Genomic DNA, 22,746 nt, shown 5'->3' on the forward strand with positions numbered 1-22,746 from the left:
ACCATGGGATGTCGGCAGATGGGCACCTGCCAGCGTCAATTGACGATGGCAGGTGCCCGTCCAGCGACATCCCATGGTGAACAGTCAGGCAGACTCGGCCGGCAGGTCGCCGGCGTCGATGATCCGGTAGGCATAGCCCTGCTCGGCGAGGAACCGCTGACGGTTCTGGGCGAAGTCCGCGTCGACGGTGTCGCGGGAGACGATCGTGTAGAAGTGCGCGCTGCGGCCCTCGGTCTTGGGCCGCAGCAGCCGGCCCAGGCGCTGGGCCTCCTCCTGGCGCGAGCCGAAGGACCCGCTCACCTGGATGGCCACCTCGGCCGAGGGCAGGTCGATCGAGAAGTTGGCGACCTTGCTGACCACGAGGAGCCCGATCTCGCCGGCCCGGAAGGCGTTGAACAGCCGCTGCCGTTCCTTGACCGTGGTCTCGCCCTTGATCACCGGTGCGTCGAGCATCTCGGCGATCTCGTCGAGCTGGTCGATGTACTGGCCGATCACCAGGGTCGGCTGGCCGGCGTGCTGGCGCACCAGGTCGCGTACGACGTCGATCTTGGCGTGGGTGCACGACGCGAGGCGGTAGCGGGTGTCGGGGTCGCTGGTGGCGTATGCCAGTCGCTCGCCGTCGGGCAGCGTCACCCGCACCTCGACGCAGTCGGCGGGCGCGATGTAGCCCTGCGCCTCGATGTCCTTCCACGGGGCGTCGTAGCGCTTGGGCCCGATCAGCGAGAACACCTCGCCCTCGCGGCCGTCCTCGCGGACCAGCGTCGCGGTCAGGCCGAGCCGGCGGCGGGCCTGGAGGTCGGCGGTCATCCGGAAGATCGGCGCCGGCAGCAGGTGCACCTCGTCGTAGACGATGAGGCCCCAGTCGCGGGCGTCGAGCAGCTCGAGGTGCGGGTAGACGCCCTTCCGCTTGGTCGTGAGCACCTGGTAGGTCGCGATGGTGACCGGACGGATCTCCTTCACGGCACCGGAGTACTCACCGATCTCGTCGGGCGTCAGCGACGTGCGGGCGACCAGCTCGTCCTTCCACTGCCGCGCGCTCACCGTGTTGGTGACCAGGATCAGCGTGGTGGCCTGCGCGTGCGCCATCGAGGCCGCGCCGACGATGGTCTTGCCGGCGCCGCACGGCAGCACCACCACGCCCGAGCCGCCGTCCCAGAAGGACTCCGCGGCCTCGCGCTGGTAGGGGCGCAGCGTCCAGCCGTCCTCGGCGAGGTCGATCGCGTGCGCCTCGCCGTCGACGTATCCCGCGAAGTCCTCGGCCGGCCAGCCCAGCTTGAGCAGCGCCTGCTTGAGGTTGCCGCGCTCGCTCGGGTGCACCGCGACGGTGTCGTCGTCGAGCCGGGCGCCGACCATGCCGGCGATCTTCTTCGCGCGCAGGACCTCCTCGAGGACCGGGCGGTCGGTCGAGGAGAGCACGAGCCCGTGGACCGGGTGCTTCTCCAGCCGCAGCCGGCCGTAGCGACCCATGGTCTCGGCGACGTCGACGAGCAGCGCGTGCGGGACGGCGTAGCGGCTCCACGTCAGCAGCGCGTCGACGACCTGCTCGGCGTCGTGGCCCGCGGCGCGCGCGTTCCAGAGGCCGAGCGGGGTGAGCCGGTAGGTGTGGATGTGCTCCGGCGACCGCTCCAGCTCGGCGAACGGCGCGATGGCCTTGCGGGCCTCCGCGGCCGACGGGTGGTCGACCTCGAGGAGGAGCGTCTTGTCGGACTGGACGATCAGCGGTCCGTCATTCACTGCGCGGCAGCCTTCTGGCGCGCCCGGAAGGCGGCGACGTTGGCGCGCGAGGAGCACCGGTCGGAGCAGTAGCGGCGCGACTGGTTGGGGGAGGTGTCCACGAAGACGTTGTCGCACCGGGGCTCGGAGCAGGTGCCGAGCCGGGTCGCGCCCAGGTCGCAGACCAGGTTGGCCAGCCCCATCAGCGCCTCGGCGATGAGCAGCTCCGCCACGGAGGACGCGCGGTTGGTCACGTGCATGTGGAGGTGGTCGGGGTCGTGGTCGGAGATCATCGGCGTGACGGGGTGCCGGGCGAGCAGGTCGTTGAGCGAGCTCACCACGAGACGTACGTCGTCGACGTCCGAGGCCTCGAAGACCGGCCGCAGCTCGGCCTGGAAGGCCCGCAGCGACGCCAGGTCGGCCTCGACGAGGGAGCGGTGCAGCCACGAGCGGTCCGCGAGGTGCTCGCGCAGGGCGTCCTCGTCGGGCAGCTCGGCGTTCACGAGCGCGGCGGAGCGCTCGGCGTAGCGGATGAAGTCCACAGACCCATTCTACGGAGATGCCCCTTACGTTCTTTCGGGGTCCCCGCGGCGTTGTTCGGGGGAGCGCAGCGGAGGAGAAGAAGGTCGTGGGGTGGCTACGCCTGACGCACCCCGGTGATGCGATGCACCGCGAACTCCCGCACGTCGTCCGCACGGTGGTCGTACGCCGAGAGCCGCCCACCGTCGAGCCGTCGTGGGTCGACGACCCGCTCGCCGGTCGCGCCGTGGTTGTCGACGTAGCCGATCACGACGGTGCTGCCGCCCTCGATGGCCTCCCGCAGCGCGGCGAGCGCTCCGGACGGGGTGGTGGCCTCGAGGGTCGAGGGGCGCGAGGACTCGGCCCGGTCGCCGGCGCGGATCGCGGTCGCCACGGCCTGCACCTGCGCCGCCCGCCTCGCCTCGACGGCGCCCGCGGGGCGACGGCCCCGGCGGCCGCGGGCCCGCTGCAGGTCGGGGCGGCTCACCCGGACCGTGCCGTCTGCCGCCTCGACCACGGGTGCGGCGCCGAGCTCGCGCAGCCGCGGCAGGAGCACGTCGAGCGGGGAGGTCGCGATCGCGACGGTGGGGGCGAGGAGGCGGAGCCCGAGCGAGCGCGCCCGCGGGTCGTGGACGAGCGCCGCGAGCGCCGCCTCGTCGTCGGCGCGCAGGAACGCCTCGGCGTGGCCGACCCGCACCGTGCCGAAGGTGCGCGCGACGTCGTCGACGAGGAACTCCAGCGGCTGGGGGACCGGGGTCTGCGAGACCGAGGTGAGGAAGTCGCGGACCTCGATCGCGGACCAGCCGGCGTCGAAGCCGCGGCGCAGCGAGCCGGAGGTGAAGCGGTAGACCGTGGCGCCGCCGCGTGACTCCACGTCGGCGAGCAGGTGCAGCCGGCGGGCCACCTCGGTCTCGAGCGGGCCGGGCGCGACCGCGGTGAGGTCGGCCTGGAGCAGGACGTGGTCGACCGGGCGCGGGAGGTGGGGGTCGATCGCCGCGGCCGCTGCGGGCAGGTCGCCCGCCGCGACGAGGCGCCCGCTGGGCGGCAGGCCCCCTGCGCCGCTGACGCCGAGGACCGCCGCCTCCGCGAGGGCGGCGGCCACCAGGTCGGAGAAGATCGTCGGCCGTCGGGGACGCAGCCAGCCGATGCGCTGCACCAGCGACGCGATCCCGGTGCCGGCGGCGAGCACCTCGCCCTCGGGGACCTCCGCGAGCACCTCCAGCGCGAGCCGGCGCGCCTCCTCGGCCAGGCCGCTCGACAGCTCGGGCGCCAGCGCGTTCCACGTCTTCCCGGCGGCGTCCCGCCGGCCGACCAGCGACGGCACCCGGCTGCTGGAGAGCCAGCCGCCGACCAGCCGGGCCCACCGCTCCGAGATCGGGCGGCCGGACCACACGTCGAACTCGTCGGTCGGCAGCCAGGCGGGCGACCCGTCGGGCTCGGTGCCCTCGGCGACGAGGCCGGCGGCGAGGGCGACCTCGACGAGGAGCGCCGGGCCGGGCTCGTCGACGTGCAGCTCGCGGGCGACCGCCTTGAGGTCGCGCACGGCGAGGCCCCCGCTGCGCAGCACGCTCGGCGGCTCGACGCCCCAGTGGTCGAGCAACAGCTCCACGCGTCGTACGACGTCGAAGGCGGCGCCCGCCGCCGTGCGGGCGACCAGCGCGGCGTCGCGCGGGGAGGTGGCCAGGGACGGCACGTCGTCGACCGGGTCCGTGGTGGTGCGTCCGCCGCGCAGCGCGAGCCCGACCTCGCCGGGCAGCACCACGCTGTCTCCCTCGCGGGCCACGAGCAGCCGCCTGCTGATCAGCTCCTCGGCGGGCGAGGCGGCGTCGGCCGGGGAGACGGTGCGCCGGGCGGAGCCGGTGGTGCCCTCGCCCCCGTGCGCGTCCACGTGGCGGAGCAGGGCGGCCGCCGCCGGGCTCAGCTCGCCGATCCGCGCCGCGACCTCGGCGGGTGGTGCGGGGTCCGGGCTGCAGGGACGCAGCCCGCTCACCACGCCCGGCATCCCGCGCATCGCGTCCGCGACCCCGCTCAGCGCGCGGATGCCGCCCGGGGCCTCCCAGGCCAGGGCCAGGTCGAGCAGCCGCTGGAGGGCTCGGGCGGCACGGACGGGGTCGGCGTGGACGATCGAGATCACGCGGTCCGAAGTGGTTTGACCTGCAACCAGAAGGGCATCAAGGACGGAAAGCTCCAGGCGGTCCAGTCCGTCGAGGGCGCGGTGGACAGACGAGCGTGTGGCGGCCCGCGAGGCCAGCTGCGAGGAATCCTGAGGGGCGGGCGTGGCGAGATCCGGACGGGCCCTCAGCAGCGCCACGAGGCGCTCGTCGGGCCAGGCCCGGAGCTGGTCGGCGAGGGTGCGCGCGGGTGTCGCCCGCCCTGAACTGGACATCCCTCTTACGCTACTCGCCGGACCGGCACCGCCGCCGGGACTCTGGACCGCGGGCATCGAAGAGGGCAGCGCATGAAGAACGTCGACCTGCACCACGGCGCGGCGAGCGACGTCGGCCTGGTGCGCAAGGTCAACGAGGACTCCTACCTCGTCGCCCCACCGGTCTTCGTCGTCGCCGACGGCATGGGCGGCCACTCCGGCGGCGACGTCGCCAGCCGGATGGTGGTCGAGGAGTTCCAGCGCCTCGCCGAGGCGTACGACCCGGCCGGCGGCGCCGAGCAGGTGGCCGACGCCTTCGCCCGCGCGCAGGCGCGGATCATCGACTACGGCGACGCCCACCGGGCGATCAGCCCGGGCTGGCACGCGGGCACCACCGCGGTCGTCGCGGTGCTGGTCGACGAGGACGGCGTGACCAAGTGGTTGCTGGCCAACCTCGGCGACTCCCGGATCTACCGCATCACCGACGGCCGCCTCGAGCAGGTCAGCGTCGACCACTCGGTCGTGCAGGAGCTCATCGACGCCGGCGCGATCACGGCCGAGGAGGCCGCGGTCCATCCCGAGCGCCACGTGATCACCCGCGCGCTCGGCAGCCCCGAGGGCATCCATCCCGACTTCTTCCTGCTGCCCCTCGGCTCGGTCGAGCGCCTGCTGCTGTGCAGCGACGGCGTCACCGGGATGATCGAGGACAAGGAGATCGAGGAGATCCTCGAGTCGGTCGCTGACCCGCGCGACGCCGCCGACCGCCTGGTGCGGGCCGCGGTCGAGGCCGGGGGCCGCGACAACGCCACGGCGATCGTCGTCGATGTGGTGGGATTGGTGAAGGACGCCAGTTACGACTCGCAGCGGCAGCTGGAGAGTCTCGAATCCAAGCTTGGGGGACGACAGTGAGCGCAGAGGCCAGGTTCGCGTCCGGGGACTGGTACGCCGTCGTCGGCGACCGGGCGACCGTGCTCCTCCCCGCCGGCCAGCGCGACCGCGTCGCCGCCCTCTGGGACCTCGCCGACTCCGGCGCCGATGCAGACGCCCTGCTCGACGCCCTCCTCGCGGGTGGGCTCTCCTCCCTCGAGCACCTCGCGCTCGTCGCCCGCGGCGACGAGCACACCCGGGTCATCGTCCGTGGTGTCGCGACCGCCACGGTCACCTCGGCCACCGGCGAGGAGGTCGTCAGCGCCGCGGCGGGCACCGCCTGGGCCGAGCGCCTCCTCCCGGGCGTGACCTCGGTCCGGGTCACGCTGGACGGTGACGGCGACGGCGACGTCGAGCACGTGCTCACCCCCGGCCTCGCCCGCGTCTCGGTGGTCGAGTTCGGCACCCCGCCCACAGCCGGCGCAGCGCCTGCCACCCCGGAGCCGGTGATGGCCGCCGAGCCCGTCCCGGAACCCGAGCCGACCCCCGAGCCGACCCCCGAGCCGGAGCCGGAGCCGGAGCCGGAGCCCGAGCCGCTCGCGGTCCAGCCCGATCCGCCGGCGGTGCCCGAGCCCCCCGCGCCCCCGGTCCCGCCGGCCGCGCCGGAGCTCGCTCCCGTCCCGGCCGCCCAGCCGCTGAGCTTCGGCGAGCCCGGCGACGACCCCACGCCGACCGGCGAGACCCCGGCGGTGCCGGACGACTGGAGCGACCGCGACGGCCAGACCATGTCCGGCCACCACGTGCCCGAGTTCGACCGGCCGCCCATCCCCGGCCAGGAGGTCGCGCCCGACGTGGTGTCCCGGCCCGTCGCGTCGCTGGTGTTCTCGACCGGCGACGTGGTCGCCGTCGACCGCACCGTGCTGATCGGTCGCGCGCCCGAGGCCCGCCGCTTCGCCTCCCACGACCAGCCGCACGTGGTGACGGTCGCCAGCCCGCACCAGGAGATCTCCTCCACGCACCTGGAGATCCGCCCCGGCGCGGGCGCCGACCACGGCTCGGCGATCGCGACCGACCTCGGCTCGACCAACGGCACCGTGCTCGCGCTGCCCGGCCTCGACCCCGAGGAGCTCAAGCCCGGCATCGCGGTCAGCCTGGTCCCCGGCGCCGTCCTCGACCTCGGCGACGGCGTCACCATCCAGGTGACCAACCCCTGACTGACGCCACCGTGACCCAGCAGCAGCACGCCATGACCTACCCGATCGCCCAGCTCGAGCGACGGTTCACCGCGTTCGCGATCGACCGGATCCTCGCCTGGGGCCTGCTCGCCCTCGTCGGCGTCCTCACCGTCGCCTTCGTCTCCGACGACGTGTGGACAGTCGTGGGGGTCGTCGCCGGGGCGATGGTGCTGCTGTGGCTCGTGCTGGCGGTCCTGCTCGGCGTCGGCGGCACGTCCCCGGGCAAGGCCGCGACCGGACTCCGTGTCGTCCACCACGGCACCGGCACCCCGATCGGCGTCGGGCCGGCCCTGCTCCGCTCGCTCGTCCTGGGCGTCGCCGGCCTGCCGACCTTCGGCATCGGCGTCGCCACCCTGGCCTGGACGGCCGTGGAGGACCGCGGCCGCCAGCGTCGCGGCTGGCACGACCACCTGACCCACACCGTCGTGGTCGACGTACGTCCCGTGGTGGAGGTGGCGAGCGACGCCGCGGACGAGGGGCCCCGCCACATCGTCAACCTCACCGCCATGCGGCTCATCCCGGCCCCACCCGTGGAGGCCGTCCGGACCCCCGAGCGATCCGAGCAGTCGATGCGGCGCCAGCAGCTGCCGCCGGAGGTCGTCGCGCCACCGGTGGCCGCTCCACCGCCGCAGCCGCAGTCCGACCCACAGCCGGCGCCGCCCCCGCAGCAGCCGCCCCAGCAGCAGGCCCCGCCGCACGCCGCCCACCAGCAGGCGCCGCCGCCCACCTACTCCCCGCCGCCGTCCGCACCGCGCCATGCGCCGCCGCCGGCGCGCTGGCGCGTCCACTTCGACAACGGCGAGAGCTTCGTGATCGCCGGGATGGCGCTGGTCGGCCGTCGCCCCGAGCCCCGCAGCGGCGAGCAGGTCGCGCACCTGATCCCGCTCGCCTCGGCCGACATGTCGGTCTCCAAGACCCACGCCCAGTTCGGCCCGGCCGCTGACGGCACCATCGTGGTGATGGACCGCGGCTCCACCAACGGCACGATCCTGGTCCGCCAGGGCGTGTCGCGGCAGCTCGCCGCGGGCAAGCCGGCCGCCCTGCTCCACGGCGACAAGGTCGTCTACGGCGACCGCGAGATGACCATCACCCGCGAGGCCTGACCGGGCCGCGGGTGCGCCCGCCCGGCCCTGCGGCCATGATGTGCGCGTGCCGTCCTTCCTCGACCTGCTCTACGACGAGGCGCCGCTCAGCGCCTTCGACGAGCGGCTCGCGCAGGCCGAGGAGGAGCTCGACGAGCGGGCGGCCGCCGTCGTCCGCACGGAGTACGACGTCGCGCTGCGGCTGCGCGACCTGATCACCCGGATGCGCTCGCGCGAGGCCGAGCTGTCCGCGCTCTACGAGACGGCCTCCGACCTCACCGCGATCCGCGACGTCGACACCATCCTGGCCGCCATCGTCCGCCGGGCGCGCCAGCTGCTGCACTGCGACATGACGTACCTGTCCCTGAACGACGAGGGCGACGGCGCCTCCTACATGAAGGTCACCGACGGCGCGCTGACCCGCGAGTTCCAGACGCTGCGGCTGCCGCTGGGCACCGGCCTCCTCGGCCTCGTGGCCCAGACCGGCGCCGCCTACTTCACCGAGGACTACGCCTCCGACGAGCGGTTCGTGCACAAGGGCTACATCGACGAGGCGGTCGCCGGCGAGCAGATCCGCGCCATCCTCGGCGTGCCGCTCGTCCTCGACGGCGTGGTCATCGGGGCCCTGCTCGCGGTGCACCGCTCGGTGCGGCGCTTCCCGCAGTCCGAGGTCAGCCTGCTCACGTCCTTCGCGGCCCACGCCGTGGTGGCGCTCGAGAACGCCCGCCTCTTCGCCGAGCTCGACGAGGCCAACCGGTCCCTGACCCGGCACACCGAGGCGGTCGACGCGGCCGCGCTGGCCCACGACCGGCTGACCGACCTGCTGCTCGGCGGCGGGGGAGTGGCCGAGGTCGCCGAGGTGCTGTCGACGGTGCTCGACGGGTCCGCGTCGGTCTGGACGCCCTCGGGGGAGCTGCAGGCGGGGGAGGACCCCGGGCTCGACTGGTCCGGTGCGGTCCCGGCCGCGGTGGCCTCCGGCCGCTCGGTCGTGGTCGACGGCGGCCTGGTCGCCGCGGCCCTCGCCGGCACCGAGCACGTCGCCACCCTCGTGCTGCGACGTGACGAGCCGCTCGACCTCGCGGGCCGTCGTACGCTCGAGCGCGGAGCGCTGGTCACCGCGCTGGTGCTGCTCTTCGCCCGCTCGGTCACCGACGCCGAGGAGCGGCTCGGCGGCCAGCTGCTCGTCGACCTGCTGGAGGCCGACGCGGAGTCGCGCGAGCGCCTCCGCGACCGCGTGCGCCGCCACAGCGCGAGCCTCGACGGCCCGGTCGTGGTGGCCGCGGCCACCGTCGACGGCGCCGACCGCCACCGGGCCAGCCGCGCCGCCGTCGCGCTCGCCCGCCGCATGTCCGGCCTCGCCGGCGAGCACCGCGGTGCCGTCGTCCTGGTCGTGCCCAGCGAGGACGCGCACAAGGTGGGAGCCGAGCTGCAGTCGGCGGTGCAGGGCCTCGGCGGCGCCGCGACCGTGGGCGTCGCCGCCACCAGCGACGCCCTGCAGGGGGACCGCCTCGTCGAGGCCCACGCCGAGGCGCGGCGGTGCCTCGACACCCTCGTCCGGCTCGGTCGTCGGGGGGAGGTCAGCGATCCCGCGGGCCTGGGTGTGGCCCGGCTGCTGCTCGGCGACAACGATCCCGAGCACGTCAGCGCGTTCGTGGAGGCCATGGTCGGCCCGGTCCGGGAGTGGGACGCCCGCCGCGGGACCGGCCTCGTCGAGACCCTCGAGGCGTGGTTCGCCACCGGCGGCCACCTCAAGGACACGGCTGCGGCGCTGCACCTCCACCCCAACACCGTGACCCAGCGGCTGGAGCGCATCGGCGAGCTGCTCGGCGTCGGGTGGCGCGAGCCCGGACGGGCGCTGGACCTGCAGCTGGCGCTCCGGCTGGCGCGGCTCCAGGACGTTTGACGCACCGAGCATGTGGTCGCCCCACATGAAGAGGTGACAACTGTGGTGCTCGACGCCATGTGCCGTGCGTCACTCCGCTCCCTACGGTGGTGCGCATGACCACCGCCACCCAGTCCACCCCGCCCGCCCTGCGCGGCCGTCGGGCGCTCGTGACGGGGGCCGCCAGCGGCATCGGCGCGGCGGTCGCCGCCCGCCTCGCCGAGGGTGGCGCCGAGGTCCACCTGCTCGACCGTGACGAGGAGGGCGTGGCCAAGGTCGCCGCCCAGGTCCACGGCACCCCGCACGTCGTCGACCTCACCGACGAGGCCGCGATCGAGGCCATCGACCTCGACGTCGACGTCCTCGTCAACAACGCCGGGATCCAGCACGTCGCACCGCTCGAGGACTTCGACCCGGAGCGGTTCCGCGCCATCCACGCGCTGATGCTGCACGCGCCCTTCCTGCTCGCCCGCCGCCTGCTGCCCGGGATGTACGCCCGCGGCTGGGGCCGGCTCGTCCACGTCTCGAGCGTCCACGGGCACCGCGCGTCGGCGTACAAGGCGGCCTACGTCAGCGCCAAGCACGGCCTCGAGGGCCTCTCCAAGGTCATCGCCCTCGAGGGCGCCGACAAGGGGGTCACCAGCAACACGGTCTGCCCCGGCTACGTCCGCACCCCGCTCGTCGAGGGCCAGCTCGCCGACCAGGCCCGCGCCCACGGCATCCCCGAGGACGAGGTCCTCGACTCCGTCCTGCTCGCCCGTACGCCGCTCAAGCGGCTGGTCGAGCCCGAGGAGGTCGCCGACGCGGTGGCCTTCCTGTGCAGCCCCGCCGCCACGTCGATGACCGGCTCATCACTGGTCCTCGACGGCGGCTGGACCGCCGCCTGACCACGCCCGACCCCCGACCCTCACTGACCTCCATGTCATCCCCCGATGAAAGGCACGCCATGACCACCGACACCTCACCCCGGGACGGCACCGCCGCCACGGACGCCGACCCCGGCCGCACCAGCATCGTCAAGGTCGTCTTCGCGTCCCTGATCGGCACCGCCGTGGAGTGGTACGACTTCTTCCTCTACGGCTCGGCCGCGGCGCTGGTCTTCGGGACGCTGTTCTTCCCCGAGAGCGAGGACGCGACGGGCACCCTGCTGGCGTTCGGCACCTACGCGCTGGGCTTCGTCGCCCGCCCGCTCGGCGGCATCGTCTTCGGCCACTTCGGGGACAAGGTCGGCCGCAAGAAGATGCTGGTCTTCTCGCTCTTCCTGATGGGAGTGGCGACCTTCGCGATCGGCCTGCTGCCGACGTACGCCTCCATCGGCGTGGCAGCCCCGCTGCTCCTGCTCGCGTGCCGCCTGGTGCAGGGCTTCGCGGTCGGCGGTGAGTGGGGCGGCGCCGTCCTGATGGCCGCCGAGCACGGCGACGACTCGCAGCGTGGGTTCTGGTCGTCGTGGCCGCAGGCGGGCGTGGCGCTGGGCAACCTGTTCGCCACGGGCGTGCTGTGGGTGCTGGCCGCCGTGCAGTCCGACGACGCCTTCAACGCCTGGGGCTGGCGCGTCCCGTTCCTGCTGAGCGCCGTGCTGGTCGCCGTCGGCCTGTGGGTCCGGCTGTCCGTCGAGGAGTCGCCGGTCTTCAAGGAGGCCCGGACCGAGCTGGAGACCAAGGAGACCGCTCACCTGCCCCTGCTCGAGGTGTTCCGGAAGTACCCCAAGGAGGTCCTCGTCGCCATGGGCATGCGCATGGCCGAGAACATCTCGTACTACCTCTTCACGGTCATCTCGATCTCGTTCCTCACGCTCTACGCCGGCACCGCCGACGACAAGTCGCTGATCCTCAAGGCCCTGCTGATCGGCTCGGTCGTGCACTTCGTGACCATCCCGGTCATCGGAGCCATCAGCGACCGGGTCGGCCGCCGCCCGCTCTACCTCGCGGGCGCCATCGGCGTCGCCGCCTGGTCGTGGGTCTTCTTCGACCTGATCGCCTCGCGCTCCGAGGGCAAGATCATCCTCGCGATCGTCGTCGGCCTGGTCCTGCACGCACTGATGTACTCACCGCAGGCGGCCTTCTTCTCCGAGCTGTTCGGCACCTCGGTCCGCTACACCGGTGCCTCGGTCGGCTACCAGCTCGCCTCGATCTTCGCCGGCGCACTCGCCCCGATCATCGCGATCGAGCTCCTCGGCGACGCCAGCGCCGGCGTCACCAACGTGCCGAAGGTCGCGGTCTACATGACCCTCGCGTCGGTCATCACGGTGGTCGCGGTCCTCTTCGCGCACGAGACGAAGGCGACCTCGCTGCGCCACGACCGGGTCCTCGGCGACTGACCCATCGCGCCCGCACGGGCCGTCGTCCCCTGGGGGCGGCGGCCCGTTCGTCGTGTCAGCGGGTGAGCGCGACCGGGACCCTGGTCCGACCGCCGCGGGCGCCGAGCCACACGAGCTCCCCGTCGTCGAGGCCGCCGGGAGTGGCGGGCCCGCTGACGGTGATGGTGAAGCGTGCGGACTCGCCGGGCGCGAGACGTACGGCGAGGGGCTGCACGCGGACCCGGTGGGAGGTGAAGCCGCGGGCGGTCACCGAGAAGTACTCCGGGCGGCTGCCCACGTTGGTCACCGTCCGCACCGCGGTGGTCTGCCCGGCGGGCATCAGCAGCGAGGTCGTGTTGAGGTCGGCGAGACGGTTGCCGCGCAGCGCACGGCGCCAGGCGCCGGCGTCGACCTCGAGGACGAGGTGCGCGCGCGGGGCACGGCCGGGCAGGGCGCCGGACCCCTCGGACAGCGCGGTCGCGCCCCGGACCGGTCGGGCCGAGGTGACGACCATCGACCGGACAGCGGCGGCCGACCAGTCGGCGTGCTCGGCCCGCAGCAGCGCGGCCAGGCCGCTGGCGTGCGCGGCGGCCGCCGAGCTGCCGCTGAAGACGCCCCAGCTGCGTCCGCTGGAGTCCGGCAGCGCTCCCAGCACCGCGTCGCCGTCGGCGACGGCGTCCGGCTTGATGGTGGCGCCGCGCGGGTCGCCCGACGCGCTCCACGGCGGCGTTCGACGGTCGCCCGCGGTGCCGACCACGCGGGACATCCGCAGGCGTGCCCCGGGGTGGCGGGCCACCCAGCGGCTCAGCTCGCGTCCGGCGACGGCGGGCAGGTGGACGGTGGGGACGGCGTGGAAGTCGGCGGTGACGGCGCCCGGGGTGCGGTTGACCAGGACCATCGCGCGCCCGCCCGCCTGGGCGACCGCCTCGGACTTGTCGATGCGACCGATGCCACCGCGGCGGCACACCACGATCCGCCGGCCGACGAGTCGCGAGTCGAGGGCACCCTGCCGGCACTGGCCGGCGTCGTGGCGCGAGACGCCGGGGGCTGCCGCGTCCTGGGCGAGCACGGCGCGACCACGCACGGCCACCGGCCGTCCGCCGCCGGTCCAGGAGGTCCCGCCCGGGACGCTCACCCGGCCGCGGGACATCCGACCCACCGCCGAGCCGACCGTGGTGACCCACGGACCGGCATGGGCGGCGAAGGCGGAGCGCGCGGAGTTGCCGGCCGCGCCGACCACCACGACGTCGGCCTCGGCGGCACCGAGCAGTGCGCGCTGGAGCGTGTCGATGCGCGCGCCGCCGGCGAGCGCCAGGTTGAGGACGTCGACGTGGTCGGCGACGGCGGCGTCGACCGCGCTCACCACGTCGGCGGTCGAGCACCCGTCGCCTGACGGGTCCGGCGCGCCCCAGCAGGCCTTGTAGGCCGCGATACGCGCCTGCGGGGCGACGCCACCGAAGCGTCCGGCGTCGCGACCGTCGACGCGCACGCTGACCCCGGCGTTGCCCGCGGCGACCGACGCCACCTGGGTGCCGTGGCCGAGGTCGTCGAGCGTCGAGAACGACTCCGAGGACCGCACCGCGTCACGACCGAAGCCCTCCACGAACCAGCGGGCGCCGACGACCTTGCGGGTGCAGTCCTCCGCGGTCCAGCCCTCGCCCTCGGTGCACGTGCCGGAGAAGCGCTCGGGGTCGGCGCCCAGGCCGGGCACGTCGGCGAACGCGGGGGACTCGGGGGCGATGCCCGAGTCGACCACCCCGATCACCACGCCGGCGCCGCCACGCAACCGGGGGGTGGCGGCCGTGCGGACCGCGGCGGCCGACGTACGTCCGGCGAGCGGGCGGACCGTGTCGGCCTCGATCGCCGCGACGCCGGGCTGGCGCTCGAGCGCGGAGAGCTGGCTCTCGTCGAGGTGGGCGGCGAAGCCGTTGAGCGCGGTCGTCCAGCGGTAGACGGGTGCGCCCGCGCCGATCGCGGCGAGCAGCGCGTCCTGCTTGGCGAGGAGCTCCGCGGGCTCGCGCGTGCCTGCCGAGGTGCCGGGGCCCTGCAGCGTGACGAGGGTGAGCCCGGACGCGGGGGCGGGGGTCGTCGGGGCGTCGTCACCGAGGGCTGCGGCCGTGCCGGTGAGCGCGATCGAGAGCGCGAGCACGCAGCTCCCCAGGATCCGCCCGGCCGGTCGTGCCCACACGGTGCCCACCCCACTTCGTCGCGATCGTCACGGTCCACCGCCCCGTCCGGCGGGACCCACGAGTTTTCCATGGTCCCAGCAGGAGCGTGGCCAAATCAAAGCCCAGACCCTAGCCGTGGGGAGGAACCCGTTGGTGGTGGGCTGGTCCAGCCGCCTATCCTGTGCCGCGCCCCGTGAATCCACGGGCGGCCTGGTTGAGTTGAGTGGAGCAGTCCTGTGCCCAGTGGCAAGGTGAAGTGGTTCGACGCGGAGAAGGGCTTCGGCTTCCTCTCCCAGGAGGACGGACCGGACGTCTACGTCCACTCCGACGCGCTGCCCGAGGGCATCAGCACGCTCAAGGCCGGCACCAAGGTCGAGTTCGGCATCGCCCAGGGCCGACGGGGCGACCAGGCGCTCCAGGTGCGGCTGGTCGACGCCCCGGCCTCGGTCACCCGCAACCAGCGCAACGCCCAGCGCAAGCAGCCGGAGGCGATGGTGACCATCGTCGAGGACCTCATCAAGATGCTCGAGGGCGTCGAGGAGACCTACCGGCGCGGCCGGCACCCCGAGCGCGCCGCCGCCCGCGGCACGGCGAAGGTGCTGCGCGCCCTCGCCGACGAGCTCGAGATCTGAGGGTCAGGCCCGCGCTGGCGGCTGCGCGGGACGTGACCGGCGGCTGACCAGCACGAACATCGCCCACGCGCCCAGCACGCCGGCGGCGATGCCCAGCCCGAGCCGCGGCATGAGCGGCATCGCGATGCCCACGAAGCCCCCGATCACCCAGGCCAGCTGCAGCGTGGTGTCGGAGCGGGCGAACGCGCTCGCCTGCACCCGGCTCGGGATGTCGCGCTGGATGGTCGAGTCGAGCGACAGCTTGGCCAGCGCCTGGGCGAGCCCGGCGGTCAGGCCGAGCAGCACGAGGGAGACCAGGCCGTAGAACAGCGCCGCCACCGTCGCGACAGCGACGTCCGCGAGCAGGGCGAGGACCACGGTGACCGACGGGCTGAGCCGCTTGAGGAGCGAGCCGATGGTGATGCCGAGGGTGTTGCCGAGGCCGGCCGCGCCGATCACGAGACCCAGCAGGACCTCCGGGCGCCAGTCGCCGATGGGGTTCTCGCGGAGCAGGAACGCCATGAACATCGTCAGGAAGCCCGACAGCCAGCGCGGGCCGCAGTTGGCCCGCAGCGCGAAGGCGACCGCGGCCGGGATGCGGGTCTTGGTGCGCCGCCCCGCCCCGCTGGCGTCCGTCGAGCCGGCGAGCACCAGGTCGCCCTCGCCGTGGCTCGAGTCGACCTTCTCGGGCAGCCGGATCGCCCAGATGGTCGCGAGCACGAAGACCACGAAGGCGTAGCGCAGCGACCACTCCGGCCCGAACGTCGAGGCCAGGGCCGCCAGCGGGGCGGAGATGCCCGCGCCGACCACGCCGGCCAGTGACACCCGGGCGTTGGCCTTGACGAGCGTGAGGTCCGGCGGCAGCAGGCGGGGGACCGCCGCAGCGCGTGTCACGCCGTAGGCCTTGGACGCCACGAGGACGCCCAGGGCCGCGGGGAAGAGCCATGCCGACTCGGTCACCACGGCGGTGGCCAGCACCCAGCAGAGGAAGCCGCGGATGGCCATCGTGGCGCCGACCGCCCACCGACGACCGTGGCTGAAGCGGTCGAGGAACGGTCCGATCAGCGGGGCGACGACCGCGAACGGCAGCATCGTCAGCCCCAGGAAGAGGGCGACCTGGCCACGGGCCTCACCGGTCGGGACCTGGAAGAAGAGCGTGCCGGCCAGGGAGATCGCCACCGCGGCGTCGCCCGCCGCGTTGAAGGCATGCAGCTCGATCAGCCGGGACAGGCCGGAGTCGCCGGCCCCTTCGGCGCGGGCGGCGCGGCGGGCCTGGGTGACGGCGTACTGCCCGGCGGTGCCGGCTCCGCGCCCGGCCACGCGCGCGCCCCGCCCGGCGGCACGGACGCCGCGGGCGGCGCCGGACAGCGAGCGGCGTACGGCACTGGGGCGGGGGGCGGCGGTCGGGCCCGCCCGGGTGCCGGCACGGGTCTCCGCACCGGGGTCGGAGGAGGCGTCGGTGCGTGTGTCCGAGCGGGTGTCCGACTGCTGCCCCGGGCTCGGGTCGGGGCGGTCGGTGGTCACGTGCACCATCTTGACCTACCCACCCGACAGCGCGGTGCAGGACGTCTCGTCCTCGCCCGCGACGTCCCCCCGACCTGCCCCCGACTCGCCCCTCGACGGGACAGGACCACCGCCCATTTGTCATGATGCGCACGTGATCGCTCTCCCCACCCGTGCCGGCAAGCCGGACTCCGCCCTCGCCAAGGCCGTGGACCTGGCGCGGGGCATCGTCCTCGAGGTCGCCGAGCCCACCGAGGTGGGCGACCACCTCGGTGCCCACGCCGAGGACGAGCGCGTGGTCACCCACCAGTTCGCGTGCGTCCGCCCGGGCTACCCGGGGTGGTACTGGTCGGTCACGCTGACCCGTGCCAAGCGTGGCAAGGACGTGACCGTCAACGAGGTCGTGCTGCTGCCCGGTGACGAGGCGATCGTCGCCCCGGCATGGGTCCCCTACAAGGAGCGCATCCAGCCCGGCGACCTCTCGCCCGGCGACCTGCTCCCCGTCGAGGACGAGGACGCCCGACTGGTGCCGACCTACCTCGTCGGCGACGACCCGCTCGACACGCCGCTGGACGGCGACGCCAAGGCGCAGGTGCGCCGGGTCGCCGAGGACCTCGGCCTGGGCAGGGTGCGGACGCTGAGCCGCGAGGGCATCGACATGGCCGCCGAGCGCTGGTGGGCCGGCCCCGGCGGTCCGGAGGCTCCCCTGGCCAAGAGCGCGCCCGACAGCTGCTACTCCTGCGGCTTCCTGGTGCGGCTCAACGGCTCCCTGGCCGACTCGTTCGGCGTCTGCGCCAACGGCAACGCCAACGACGACGGCCGGGTCGTCACCCTCAACCACGGCTGCGGCGCCCACTCCGAGGTCAAGCTCGCCCGCAAGCAGCAGCCGCTGCCGCTGCCCGACCACGTCCTCGACACGCTCACCGACGACGACATCGAAACGGTCTGAGACGCACAGTCCCGACCGAGGCACGAGGTGGGGGCGTGGGTGCGGCCAGATTGAGCAAGCGACGCGGCTGAGGCACGAAGGCGCACGAGCGCGTCGAAATCAGTCCCGCGTCAGCACCCACACGGCGTACGCGTCGTCGGGCTCGTGCAGCTCGTAGCTGCCGAACCGGTGCACCACGCGCAGCCCCGCCGCCGTGGCGTCCGCGACGAACTCCTCGGCCGGGTAGGTCCGGCTGCCGGCCTTGATCGCGGTGAGGTGGAAGCCGATGGCGGCGCGGCCGGTCGGCGCGAGCAGGTCGCGCACCCGCTCCAGGACCCGGACCTCGGTGTCCTCGCCGAGGTAGACCATGACGTTGCCGACGACGGCGACGACGTCGAAGGTGCCGACCTCGGCGGGGTCGAGGGCGAGCGCCTCGTGCGGCAGGACCGCGAGGTCGGGGTACGTCGCCTCCGACTGCGCGCGCAAGGCGGGGTCGGGCTCGGTGGCGACGACGTCGTGCCCGCGTCGCTGCAGGGCGGCCGCCACCCGGCCCATGCCCGAGCCGATGTCGAGGATCCGGCCGCCGCGGGGAGCCAGCGCGTCGAGGAAGCGCGCCTCGCCGTCGACGTCGACGCCCTTGGCTACCTGTGTGGCGAAGTGCTCGCCGTAGCCGCGGTTGTCCTCACCGGCCAGCTCCCAGCGGGTGGGGGGCAGGGTCATGCGGACGCCTGCTGTGCGGCCCGCTCCTTGCGCCGGCGCCGGCAGTACTCCAGGCCGCAGAGCCCGAGGCCGAAGCCGGCCAGGCAGGTCCACAGCCACCAGGTGCGGCCGTTGTCCTGCAGGGTGCCCCAGAACGGCAGCAGGCCGAGGAAGCCGAGCAGCCACAGTGCCGTGCCGACCTCCGTGGTGCGCACGCCGTCGACGTCGAGCGGCTCGACCTGCGCCACGATGTAGGTGCGGTTGCCGATCTCGTGCCGCGTCGGCTGCTCGTCACCCAGGTCCACGCCGACACGCTACAACCCGACGCATGCGTGAAACACCCGCGTCACGCGGTTCTGCCAGACTGCCGTCCTGTGAGCGAGGAGACCCAGACCGCAGCCCGCCCCGCGAAGCCCTCGGGCCTCGACGGCTTCTTCAAGATCAGCGAGCGAGGCTCGACCGTGGGCCGCGAGGTGCGAGGCGGTGTCGTCACGTTCCTGACGATGGCCTACATCATCGTGCTCAACCCGCTGATCCTCGGCTTCGTGCCCGACTCGACCGGTGCCTTCCTCGGCGGCGGGCCCGGCGACGGGTCCAACCTCCCGGTGATCGCCGCCGGCACGGCGCTGGTCGCCGGCGTGCTGACGATCCTGATGGGCACGGTCGCCAACTTCCCGCTCGCGCTCGCCACGGGACTGGGACTCAACGCCTTCGTCGCCAACGCGATCGCCACCCGCTCCACGTGGGAGGACGCGATGGGCCTCATCGTCCTCGAGGGCATCATCATCCTGGTCCTCGTGCTGACCGGCTTCCGCAAGGCGGTCTTCCACGCGGTGCCCCAGCAGCTGAAGATCGCGATCTCGGTGGGCATCGGCCTGTTCATCGCCCTCATCGGCTTCGTCGACGCCGGCTTCGTGACCCGGATCCCCGACGCCTTCCAGACCACGGTGCCGGTCCAGCTCGGCAACGGCGGCACCCTCACCGGCTGGCCGGTGCTGGTGTTCGCCATCGGCGTCGTGCTGATCATCGCCCTCTGGGTACGCCAGGTGCGCGGCGCGATCCTGATCTCGATCGTGGCGACCGCCGTGCTGGCGTTCGTCCTCCAGGCCGTCCTCGACCTCGACTCGGTCGCCAACGACGGACCGGGCAACTGGTCGCTGAACGTGCCCGAGCTCAACGGCTTCGTCGACGTGCCCGACTTCGGCACAGTGGGCGAGTTCGACCTGTTCGGCGCGTTCTCCTCGGTCGGCCTCCTGGCCGCGGTCCTGCTCACCTTCACGCTCCTGCTGGCCGACTTCTTCGACACCATGGGCACGATGACCGCCATCGGAGCGGAGGCCGGGCTCAACGACGAGGAGGGCATCCCGCCCAACGCCCAGCGCATCCTGATCGTCGACTCGGTCGCTGCGATGGCCGGTGGCGCCGCGGGCGTCTCGTCCAACACGTCGTACATCGAGTCGGCCTCCGGCGTCGGCGAGGGGGCACGCACCGGCCTGGCCTCGGTGGTGACCGGCCTGCTGTTCCTGCTCAGCACGTTCTTCGCCCCGGTCGTGGAGGCGATCCCGTCCGAGGCCGCCGTCCCGGCGCTGGTGCTCGTCGGCTTCCTGATGATGCAGCAGGTCAAGGGCATCGCCTGGGACGACCTCGAGATCGCGATCCCGGCGTTCCTGACCATCGTGCTGATGCCGTTCACCTACTCGATCTCCGTCGGCATCGGCGCCGGCTTCCTCGCCTACGTCCTGATCAAGCTGGTCGTCGGCAAGGTGCGTGAGGTGCACCCCCTGATGTGGATCGTCGCGGCGCTCTTCGTCGTCTACTTCGCCATCGACCCGATCACCTCCTGGCTCACCTGACCCGACCTGGGGCTTCCTCGTCGCCTTCAGTGATCCCCGGTCGGCCGGGGATCACTGAAGTTGTCGGCCCGTGCACGGCCTGACAAGTCCAGCGAGAGCCTGACAAGTGGTGCCGGGAGTCCGACTCGCGGCGGAATAGTTAGCACAGGTAATGAGTTATGCTAACGACATGCCGACCGCCGACCTCCGCACCGACGCCGGACTCGCCTCCGAGCTCCGCGCCGGAGTGATGCGCCTGCGCCGCCGCCTGGTGTCCGAGCGCCATCCCGACAACGACCTGAGCATCCCGCAGATGGTCGTGCTCGGCCTGCTCGTGCGGCTGGGCGACCAGACCGTCGGCGAGCTCGCCCGCGCCGAGCGCGTGCAGCCGCCGTCGATGACCCGCACGGTCAACTGCCTCGAGGGCGACGGCTACGTCGAGCGCCGCCCCCACGAGACCGACGGCCGCCAGGTCGTCGTCTCGATCACCGACTCCGGCCGAGCAGCCGTGCTGGCCGACCGCCAGCGCCGCGACGCCTGGCTCTCCCAGCGCCTCGCCGAGCTCACCCCGGCCGAGCGCGCCACCCTCCGCGAGGCCGCACCGATCCTGGCCCGCCTCGCCCTGACCGACTGACCGATGACCGACTGAGGAGTCACCACGAGTCCCACCTTCCGTTCCCTGGCCAACCCGAACTACCGCCGCTACGCCGCCGGTGGTGTCGTGTCCAACACCGGCACCTGGATGCAGCGCGTCGCACAGGACTGGCTGGTCCTCGAGCTCGCCGCCGGCTCCGGCGCGACCGCGCTTGGCATCACGACGGGCCTGCAGTTCCTGCCGTTCCTCCTGCTGACGCCCTTCGCGGGCCTGGTCGCCGACCGGATGCCCAAGCAGCGGCTGCTCCAGCTGACCAACATCGGCATGGCGCTGCCCGCCGCCGTCCTCGGCGTCCTGGCCGTCACCGGCACTGCCGAGGTGTGGCACGTCTACGTCCTCGCGCTCCTGCTCGGCGCGGCGTCCGCCTTCGACGCCCCGGCGCGCCAGTCGTTCGTCTCCGAGCTCGTCGACCCGGTCGACCTCACCAACGCGGTCGGCCTCAACTCCGCCAGCTTCAACGCTGCGCGGCTCGTCGGCCCCGGCCTGGCCGGCGTGCTGATCGCGGTCTTCGGCGGGGGAGCGGTCGCGACTGGCTGGGTCATCCTCCTCAACGCGGTGTCGTACGCCGCTCCCATCTGGTCGCTGCGCCACCTCGACGCCAGCCGCATCGACGCCGCAGCGCCGGCCAACCGCGGCCCCGGCGCGATCCGCGAGGGCGTGGCCTACGTCCGCGCGCGGCCCGACCTGCTGCTCGTGCTGAGCCTGGTCTTCTTCGCCGGCACGTTCGGCCTGAACTTCCAGATCACGTCCGCGCTGATGGCCACGGAGGTCTACGGCAAGGGTCCCGAGGAGTTCGGCCTGCTCGGCACCGTCCTGGCGATCGGCTCGCTCACGGGCTCCCTGCTCGCCGCACGCCGCACCAACGTCCGCCACCGCCTGGTCGTGGGCGCCGCGCTGGCCTTCGGGACGACCGTCGTGCTCGCCGGGCTGATGCCGTCGTACCTCACCTTCGCCCTGCTGGCCCCGGTCACCGGTCTCACCGCGCTGACCTTCATCACCAGCGCGAACACCTACATGCAGCTGCACACCGACGCCGGCGTTCGTGGCCGGGTGATGGCGCTCTACATGATGATCTTCATGGGTGGCACGCCCCTCGGCGCGCCCATCATCGGGTGGATCGGCGAGGAGTACGGCGCGCGCTGGACCTTGATCGGTGGCGGTACGCTGACAGTGCTGGGTGTGGCGGTCTCCGCCGCCGTCCACCTGCGGCTCGACCGGGCGCGACGTGAGCGTGACGAGGTGATCGGGGAAGCCGTCGCGGAAGCACCCGTCAGGACCGCCTCCGCGGCATTTTGACCCTGCATTGGCGCCCGAGTAGCCTCTTTCCTTGTGTCTGGCACGTCCAGACCCATGCGCATGCACAGATTCGCAGCGGCCCTTCCGGTGCCGCGCCGCACGCAGTCGCAACAGGCACACGCAACAACGCACGACACCCGAGCCCGGCACCTCGCCGAGCCGTGACGAGAAGACAGAGAGAGGGAACCACCCGGTGCCCACCATCAACCAGCTGGTCCGCAAGGGCCGCCAGGACAAGGTGTCCAAGAACAAGACGCCTGCCCTGAAGGGATCCCCGCAGCGCCGTGGCGTCTGCACCCGCGTCTACACGACCACCCCGAAGAAGCCGAACTCCGCCCTCCGCAAGGTCGCCCGCGTGCGCCTGAGCAGCGGCGTCGAGGTCACCGCCTACATCCCGGGTGTCGGTCACAACCTGCAGGAGCACTCGATCGTGCTCGTGCGCGGCGGCCGTGTGAAGGACCTTCCCGGTGTCCGCTACAAGATCATCCGCGGCTCGCTCGACACCCAGGGTGTCAAGAACCGCAAGCAGGCCCGCAGCCGCTACGGCGCGAAGAAGGAGAAGTAATGCCTCGCAAGGGTCCCGCTCCCAAGCGCCCCCTCGTCGTCGACCCGGTCTACGGCTCCCAGCTGGTCACCCAGCTCGTGAGCAAGGTCCTGCAGGACGGCAAGAAGGCTGTGGCGCAGCGCATCGTCTACACCGCTCTCGAGGGCTGCCGCGAGAAGACCGGCACCGACCCCGTCGTCACGCTGAAGCGCGCGATGGACAACGTCAAGCCGGCCATCGAGGTCAAGTCCCGCCGCGTCGGCGGCGCGACCTACCAGGTCCCCGTCGAGGTCAAGGCCAACCGCTCCACCACGCTGGCCCTGCGCTGGCTCGTGGGCTACGCCCAGGACCGTCGTGAGAAGACGATGGCCGAGCGCCTCATGAACGAGATCCTCGACGCCAGCAACGGCCTCGGTGCCGCTGTGAAGAAGCGCGAGGACACCCACAAGATGGCCGAGTCCAACAAGGCCTTCGCCCACTACCGCTGGTGATCGGTGCGGGGCTCCGCTGACGGAGCCCCGCCCCCACCAACCCCATCAACTCTTACGAGG

20 protein-coding genes are annotated in these 22,746 nt (G+C 73.3%); 13 read left to right on the forward strand and 7 right to left on the reverse strand.

The window, feature by feature from the left end; genetic code table 11:
* Positions 1 to 84 precede the first annotated feature (84 nt).
* The 3 genes from ACE3QY_RS04705 to ACE3QY_RS04715 all read right to left on the reverse strand — a co-directional run bounded on the left by ACE3QY_RS04705 (position 85) and on the right by ACE3QY_RS04715 (position 4,366).
* A complete protein-coding gene (locus ACE3QY_RS04705; RefSeq protein WP_374454840.1) occupies positions 85 to 1,734 on the reverse strand; it encodes a DNA repair helicase XPB in 1,650 nt (549 codons plus the stop codon).
* Positions 1,731 to 2,255, reverse strand: coding sequence for a CGNR zinc finger domain-containing protein (locus ACE3QY_RS04710; RefSeq protein ID WP_374454841.1), 525 nt, complete (start codon positions 2,253 to 2,255; stop codon positions 1,731 to 1,733). The genes ACE3QY_RS04705 and ACE3QY_RS04710 overlap by 4 nt, the downstream gene beginning before the upstream one ends.
* A 95-nt stretch (positions 2,256 to 2,350) precedes the next feature.
* Positions 2,351 to 4,366, reverse strand: a complete 2,016-nt coding sequence (locus tag ACE3QY_RS04715) for a helicase-associated domain-containing protein (RefSeq protein ID WP_374454842.1) — start codon at positions 4,364 to 4,366, stop codon at positions 2,351 to 2,353.
* 324 nt (positions 4,367 to 4,690) lie between these two features.
* Here ACE3QY_RS04715 and ACE3QY_RS04720 point away from each other — a divergent pair, with 324 nt between their 5' ends.
* From ACE3QY_RS04720 to ACE3QY_RS04745, 6 genes are all read left to right on the forward strand, one after another.
* On the forward strand, positions 4,691 to 5,506 hold the full coding sequence (locus ACE3QY_RS04720) for a PP2C family serine/threonine-protein phosphatase (RefSeq protein ID WP_374454843.1): 816 nt from the start codon (positions 4,691 to 4,693) through the stop codon (positions 5,504 to 5,506).
* A complete protein-coding gene (locus ACE3QY_RS04725) occupies positions 5,503 to 6,678 on the forward strand; it encodes an FHA domain-containing protein (RefSeq protein WP_374454844.1) in 1,176 nt (391 codons plus the stop codon). The genes ACE3QY_RS04720 and ACE3QY_RS04725 overlap by 4 nt, the downstream gene beginning before the upstream one ends.
* Before the next feature lie 32 nt (positions 6,679 to 6,710).
* On the forward strand, positions 6,711 to 7,802 hold the full coding sequence (locus ACE3QY_RS04730) for an RDD family protein (protein ID WP_374454845.1): 1,092 nt from the start codon (positions 6,711 to 6,713) through the stop codon (positions 7,800 to 7,802).
* A gap of 46 nt (positions 7,803 to 7,848) precedes the next feature.
* Positions 7,849 to 9,684, forward strand: a complete 1,836-nt coding sequence (locus ACE3QY_RS04735) for a helix-turn-helix domain-containing protein (protein ID WP_374454846.1) — start codon at positions 7,849 to 7,851, stop codon at positions 9,682 to 9,684.
* Between the two features lie 95 nt (positions 9,685 to 9,779).
* A complete protein-coding gene (locus ACE3QY_RS04740; protein ID WP_374454847.1) occupies positions 9,780 to 10,550 on the forward strand; it encodes a 3-hydroxybutyrate dehydrogenase in 771 nt (256 codons plus the stop codon).
* Between the two features lie 59 nt (positions 10,551 to 10,609).
* Positions 10,610 to 11,980, forward strand: a complete 1,371-nt coding sequence (locus ACE3QY_RS04745; protein WP_374454848.1) for an MFS transporter — start codon at positions 10,610 to 10,612, stop codon at positions 11,978 to 11,980.
* Positions 11,981 to 12,035: 55 nt separating this feature from the next.
* Here ACE3QY_RS04745 and ACE3QY_RS04750 read toward each other — a convergent pair whose 3' ends face one another.
* Positions 12,036 to 14,147 (reverse strand): S8 family serine peptidase, encoded by a 2,112-nt coding sequence (locus ACE3QY_RS04750; RefSeq protein ID WP_374454849.1) that lies wholly within the window; start codon positions 14,145 to 14,147, stop codon positions 12,036 to 12,038.
* A 216-nt stretch (positions 14,148 to 14,363) separates the two neighbouring features.
* Here ACE3QY_RS04750 and ACE3QY_RS04755 point away from each other — a divergent pair, with 216 nt between their 5' ends.
* The gene (locus tag ACE3QY_RS04755; protein ID WP_374454850.1) at positions 14,364 to 14,759 is read left to right on the forward strand and encodes a cold-shock protein; all 396 of its coding nucleotides are present in this window, start codon (positions 14,364 to 14,366) and stop codon (positions 14,757 to 14,759) included.
* Positions 14,760 to 14,762: 3 nt separating this feature from the next.
* On the opposite strand, the gene ACE3QY_RS04760 is transcribed toward ACE3QY_RS04755, so the two are convergent.
* Complete coding sequence (locus ACE3QY_RS04760; protein ID WP_374454851.1) at positions 14,763 to 16,262, reverse strand: MFS transporter; 1,500 nt, start codon at positions 16,260 to 16,262, stop codon at positions 14,763 to 14,765.
* Positions 16,263 to 16,395: 133 nt separating this feature from the next.
* On the opposite strand from ACE3QY_RS04760, the gene ACE3QY_RS04765 reads away from it, so the two are divergent.
* Positions 16,396 to 17,190: a DUF3027 domain-containing protein gene (locus ACE3QY_RS04765; protein WP_374454852.1), complete on the forward strand. Its 795-nt coding sequence runs from the start codon at positions 16,396 to 16,398 to the stop codon at positions 17,188 to 17,190.
* A 99-nt stretch (positions 17,191 to 17,289) separates the two neighbouring features.
* Here the strand turns inward: ACE3QY_RS04765 and ACE3QY_RS04770 are convergent, their stop codons facing one another.
* Both ACE3QY_RS04770 and ACE3QY_RS04775 read right to left on the reverse strand, forming a co-directional pair.
* Positions 17,290 to 17,889 (reverse strand): class I SAM-dependent methyltransferase, encoded by a 600-nt coding sequence (locus ACE3QY_RS04770; protein WP_374454853.1) that lies wholly within the window; start codon positions 17,887 to 17,889, stop codon positions 17,290 to 17,292.
* Positions 17,886 to 18,173, reverse strand: a complete 288-nt coding sequence (locus ACE3QY_RS04775) for a DUF2530 domain-containing protein (protein WP_374454854.1) — start codon at positions 18,171 to 18,173, stop codon at positions 17,886 to 17,888. Before ACE3QY_RS04775 ends, ACE3QY_RS04770 begins: the two co-directional genes overlap by 4 nt.
* Before the next feature lie 69 nt (positions 18,174 to 18,242).
* Between ACE3QY_RS04775 and ACE3QY_RS04780 the strand changes: the two genes are divergently transcribed.
* From ACE3QY_RS04780 to rpsG, 5 genes are all read left to right on the forward strand, one after another.
* On the forward strand, positions 18,243 to 19,721 hold the full coding sequence (locus tag ACE3QY_RS04780; protein WP_374454855.1) for an NCS2 family permease: 1,479 nt from the start codon (positions 18,243 to 18,245) through the stop codon (positions 19,719 to 19,721).
* A gap of 169 nt (positions 19,722 to 19,890) precedes the next feature.
* Entirely contained in the window at positions 19,891 to 20,334 is a 444-nt protein-coding gene (locus ACE3QY_RS04785) for a MarR family winged helix-turn-helix transcriptional regulator (protein ID WP_374454856.1), read from the forward strand.
* An 87-nt stretch (positions 20,335 to 20,421) separates the two neighbouring features.
* Positions 20,422 to 21,651: an MFS transporter gene (locus ACE3QY_RS04790; RefSeq protein ID WP_374454857.1), complete on the forward strand. Its 1,230-nt coding sequence runs from the start codon at positions 20,422 to 20,424 to the stop codon at positions 21,649 to 21,651.
* Positions 21,652 to 21,844: 193 nt separating this feature from the next.
* Entirely contained in the window at positions 21,845 to 22,216 is a 372-nt protein-coding gene (gene rpsL / locus ACE3QY_RS04795; protein WP_056906817.1) for a 30S ribosomal protein S12, read from the forward strand.
* Positions 22,216 to 22,686 carry a 30S ribosomal protein S7 gene (gene rpsG / locus ACE3QY_RS04800; protein ID WP_129453354.1) on the forward strand — a complete coding sequence of 157 codons (471 nt, stop codon included), beginning with the start codon at positions 22,216 to 22,218 and terminating at the stop codon, positions 22,684 to 22,686. Before rpsL ends, rpsG begins: the two co-directional genes overlap by 1 nt.
* The last annotated feature ends 60 nt before the right edge of the window (positions 22,687 to 22,746 follow it).

Origin of the sequence: Nocardioides sp. (assembly GCF_041913365.1) — a bacterium.
Lineage (GTDB): Bacteria > Actinomycetota > Actinomycetes > Propionibacteriales > Nocardioidaceae > Nocardioides.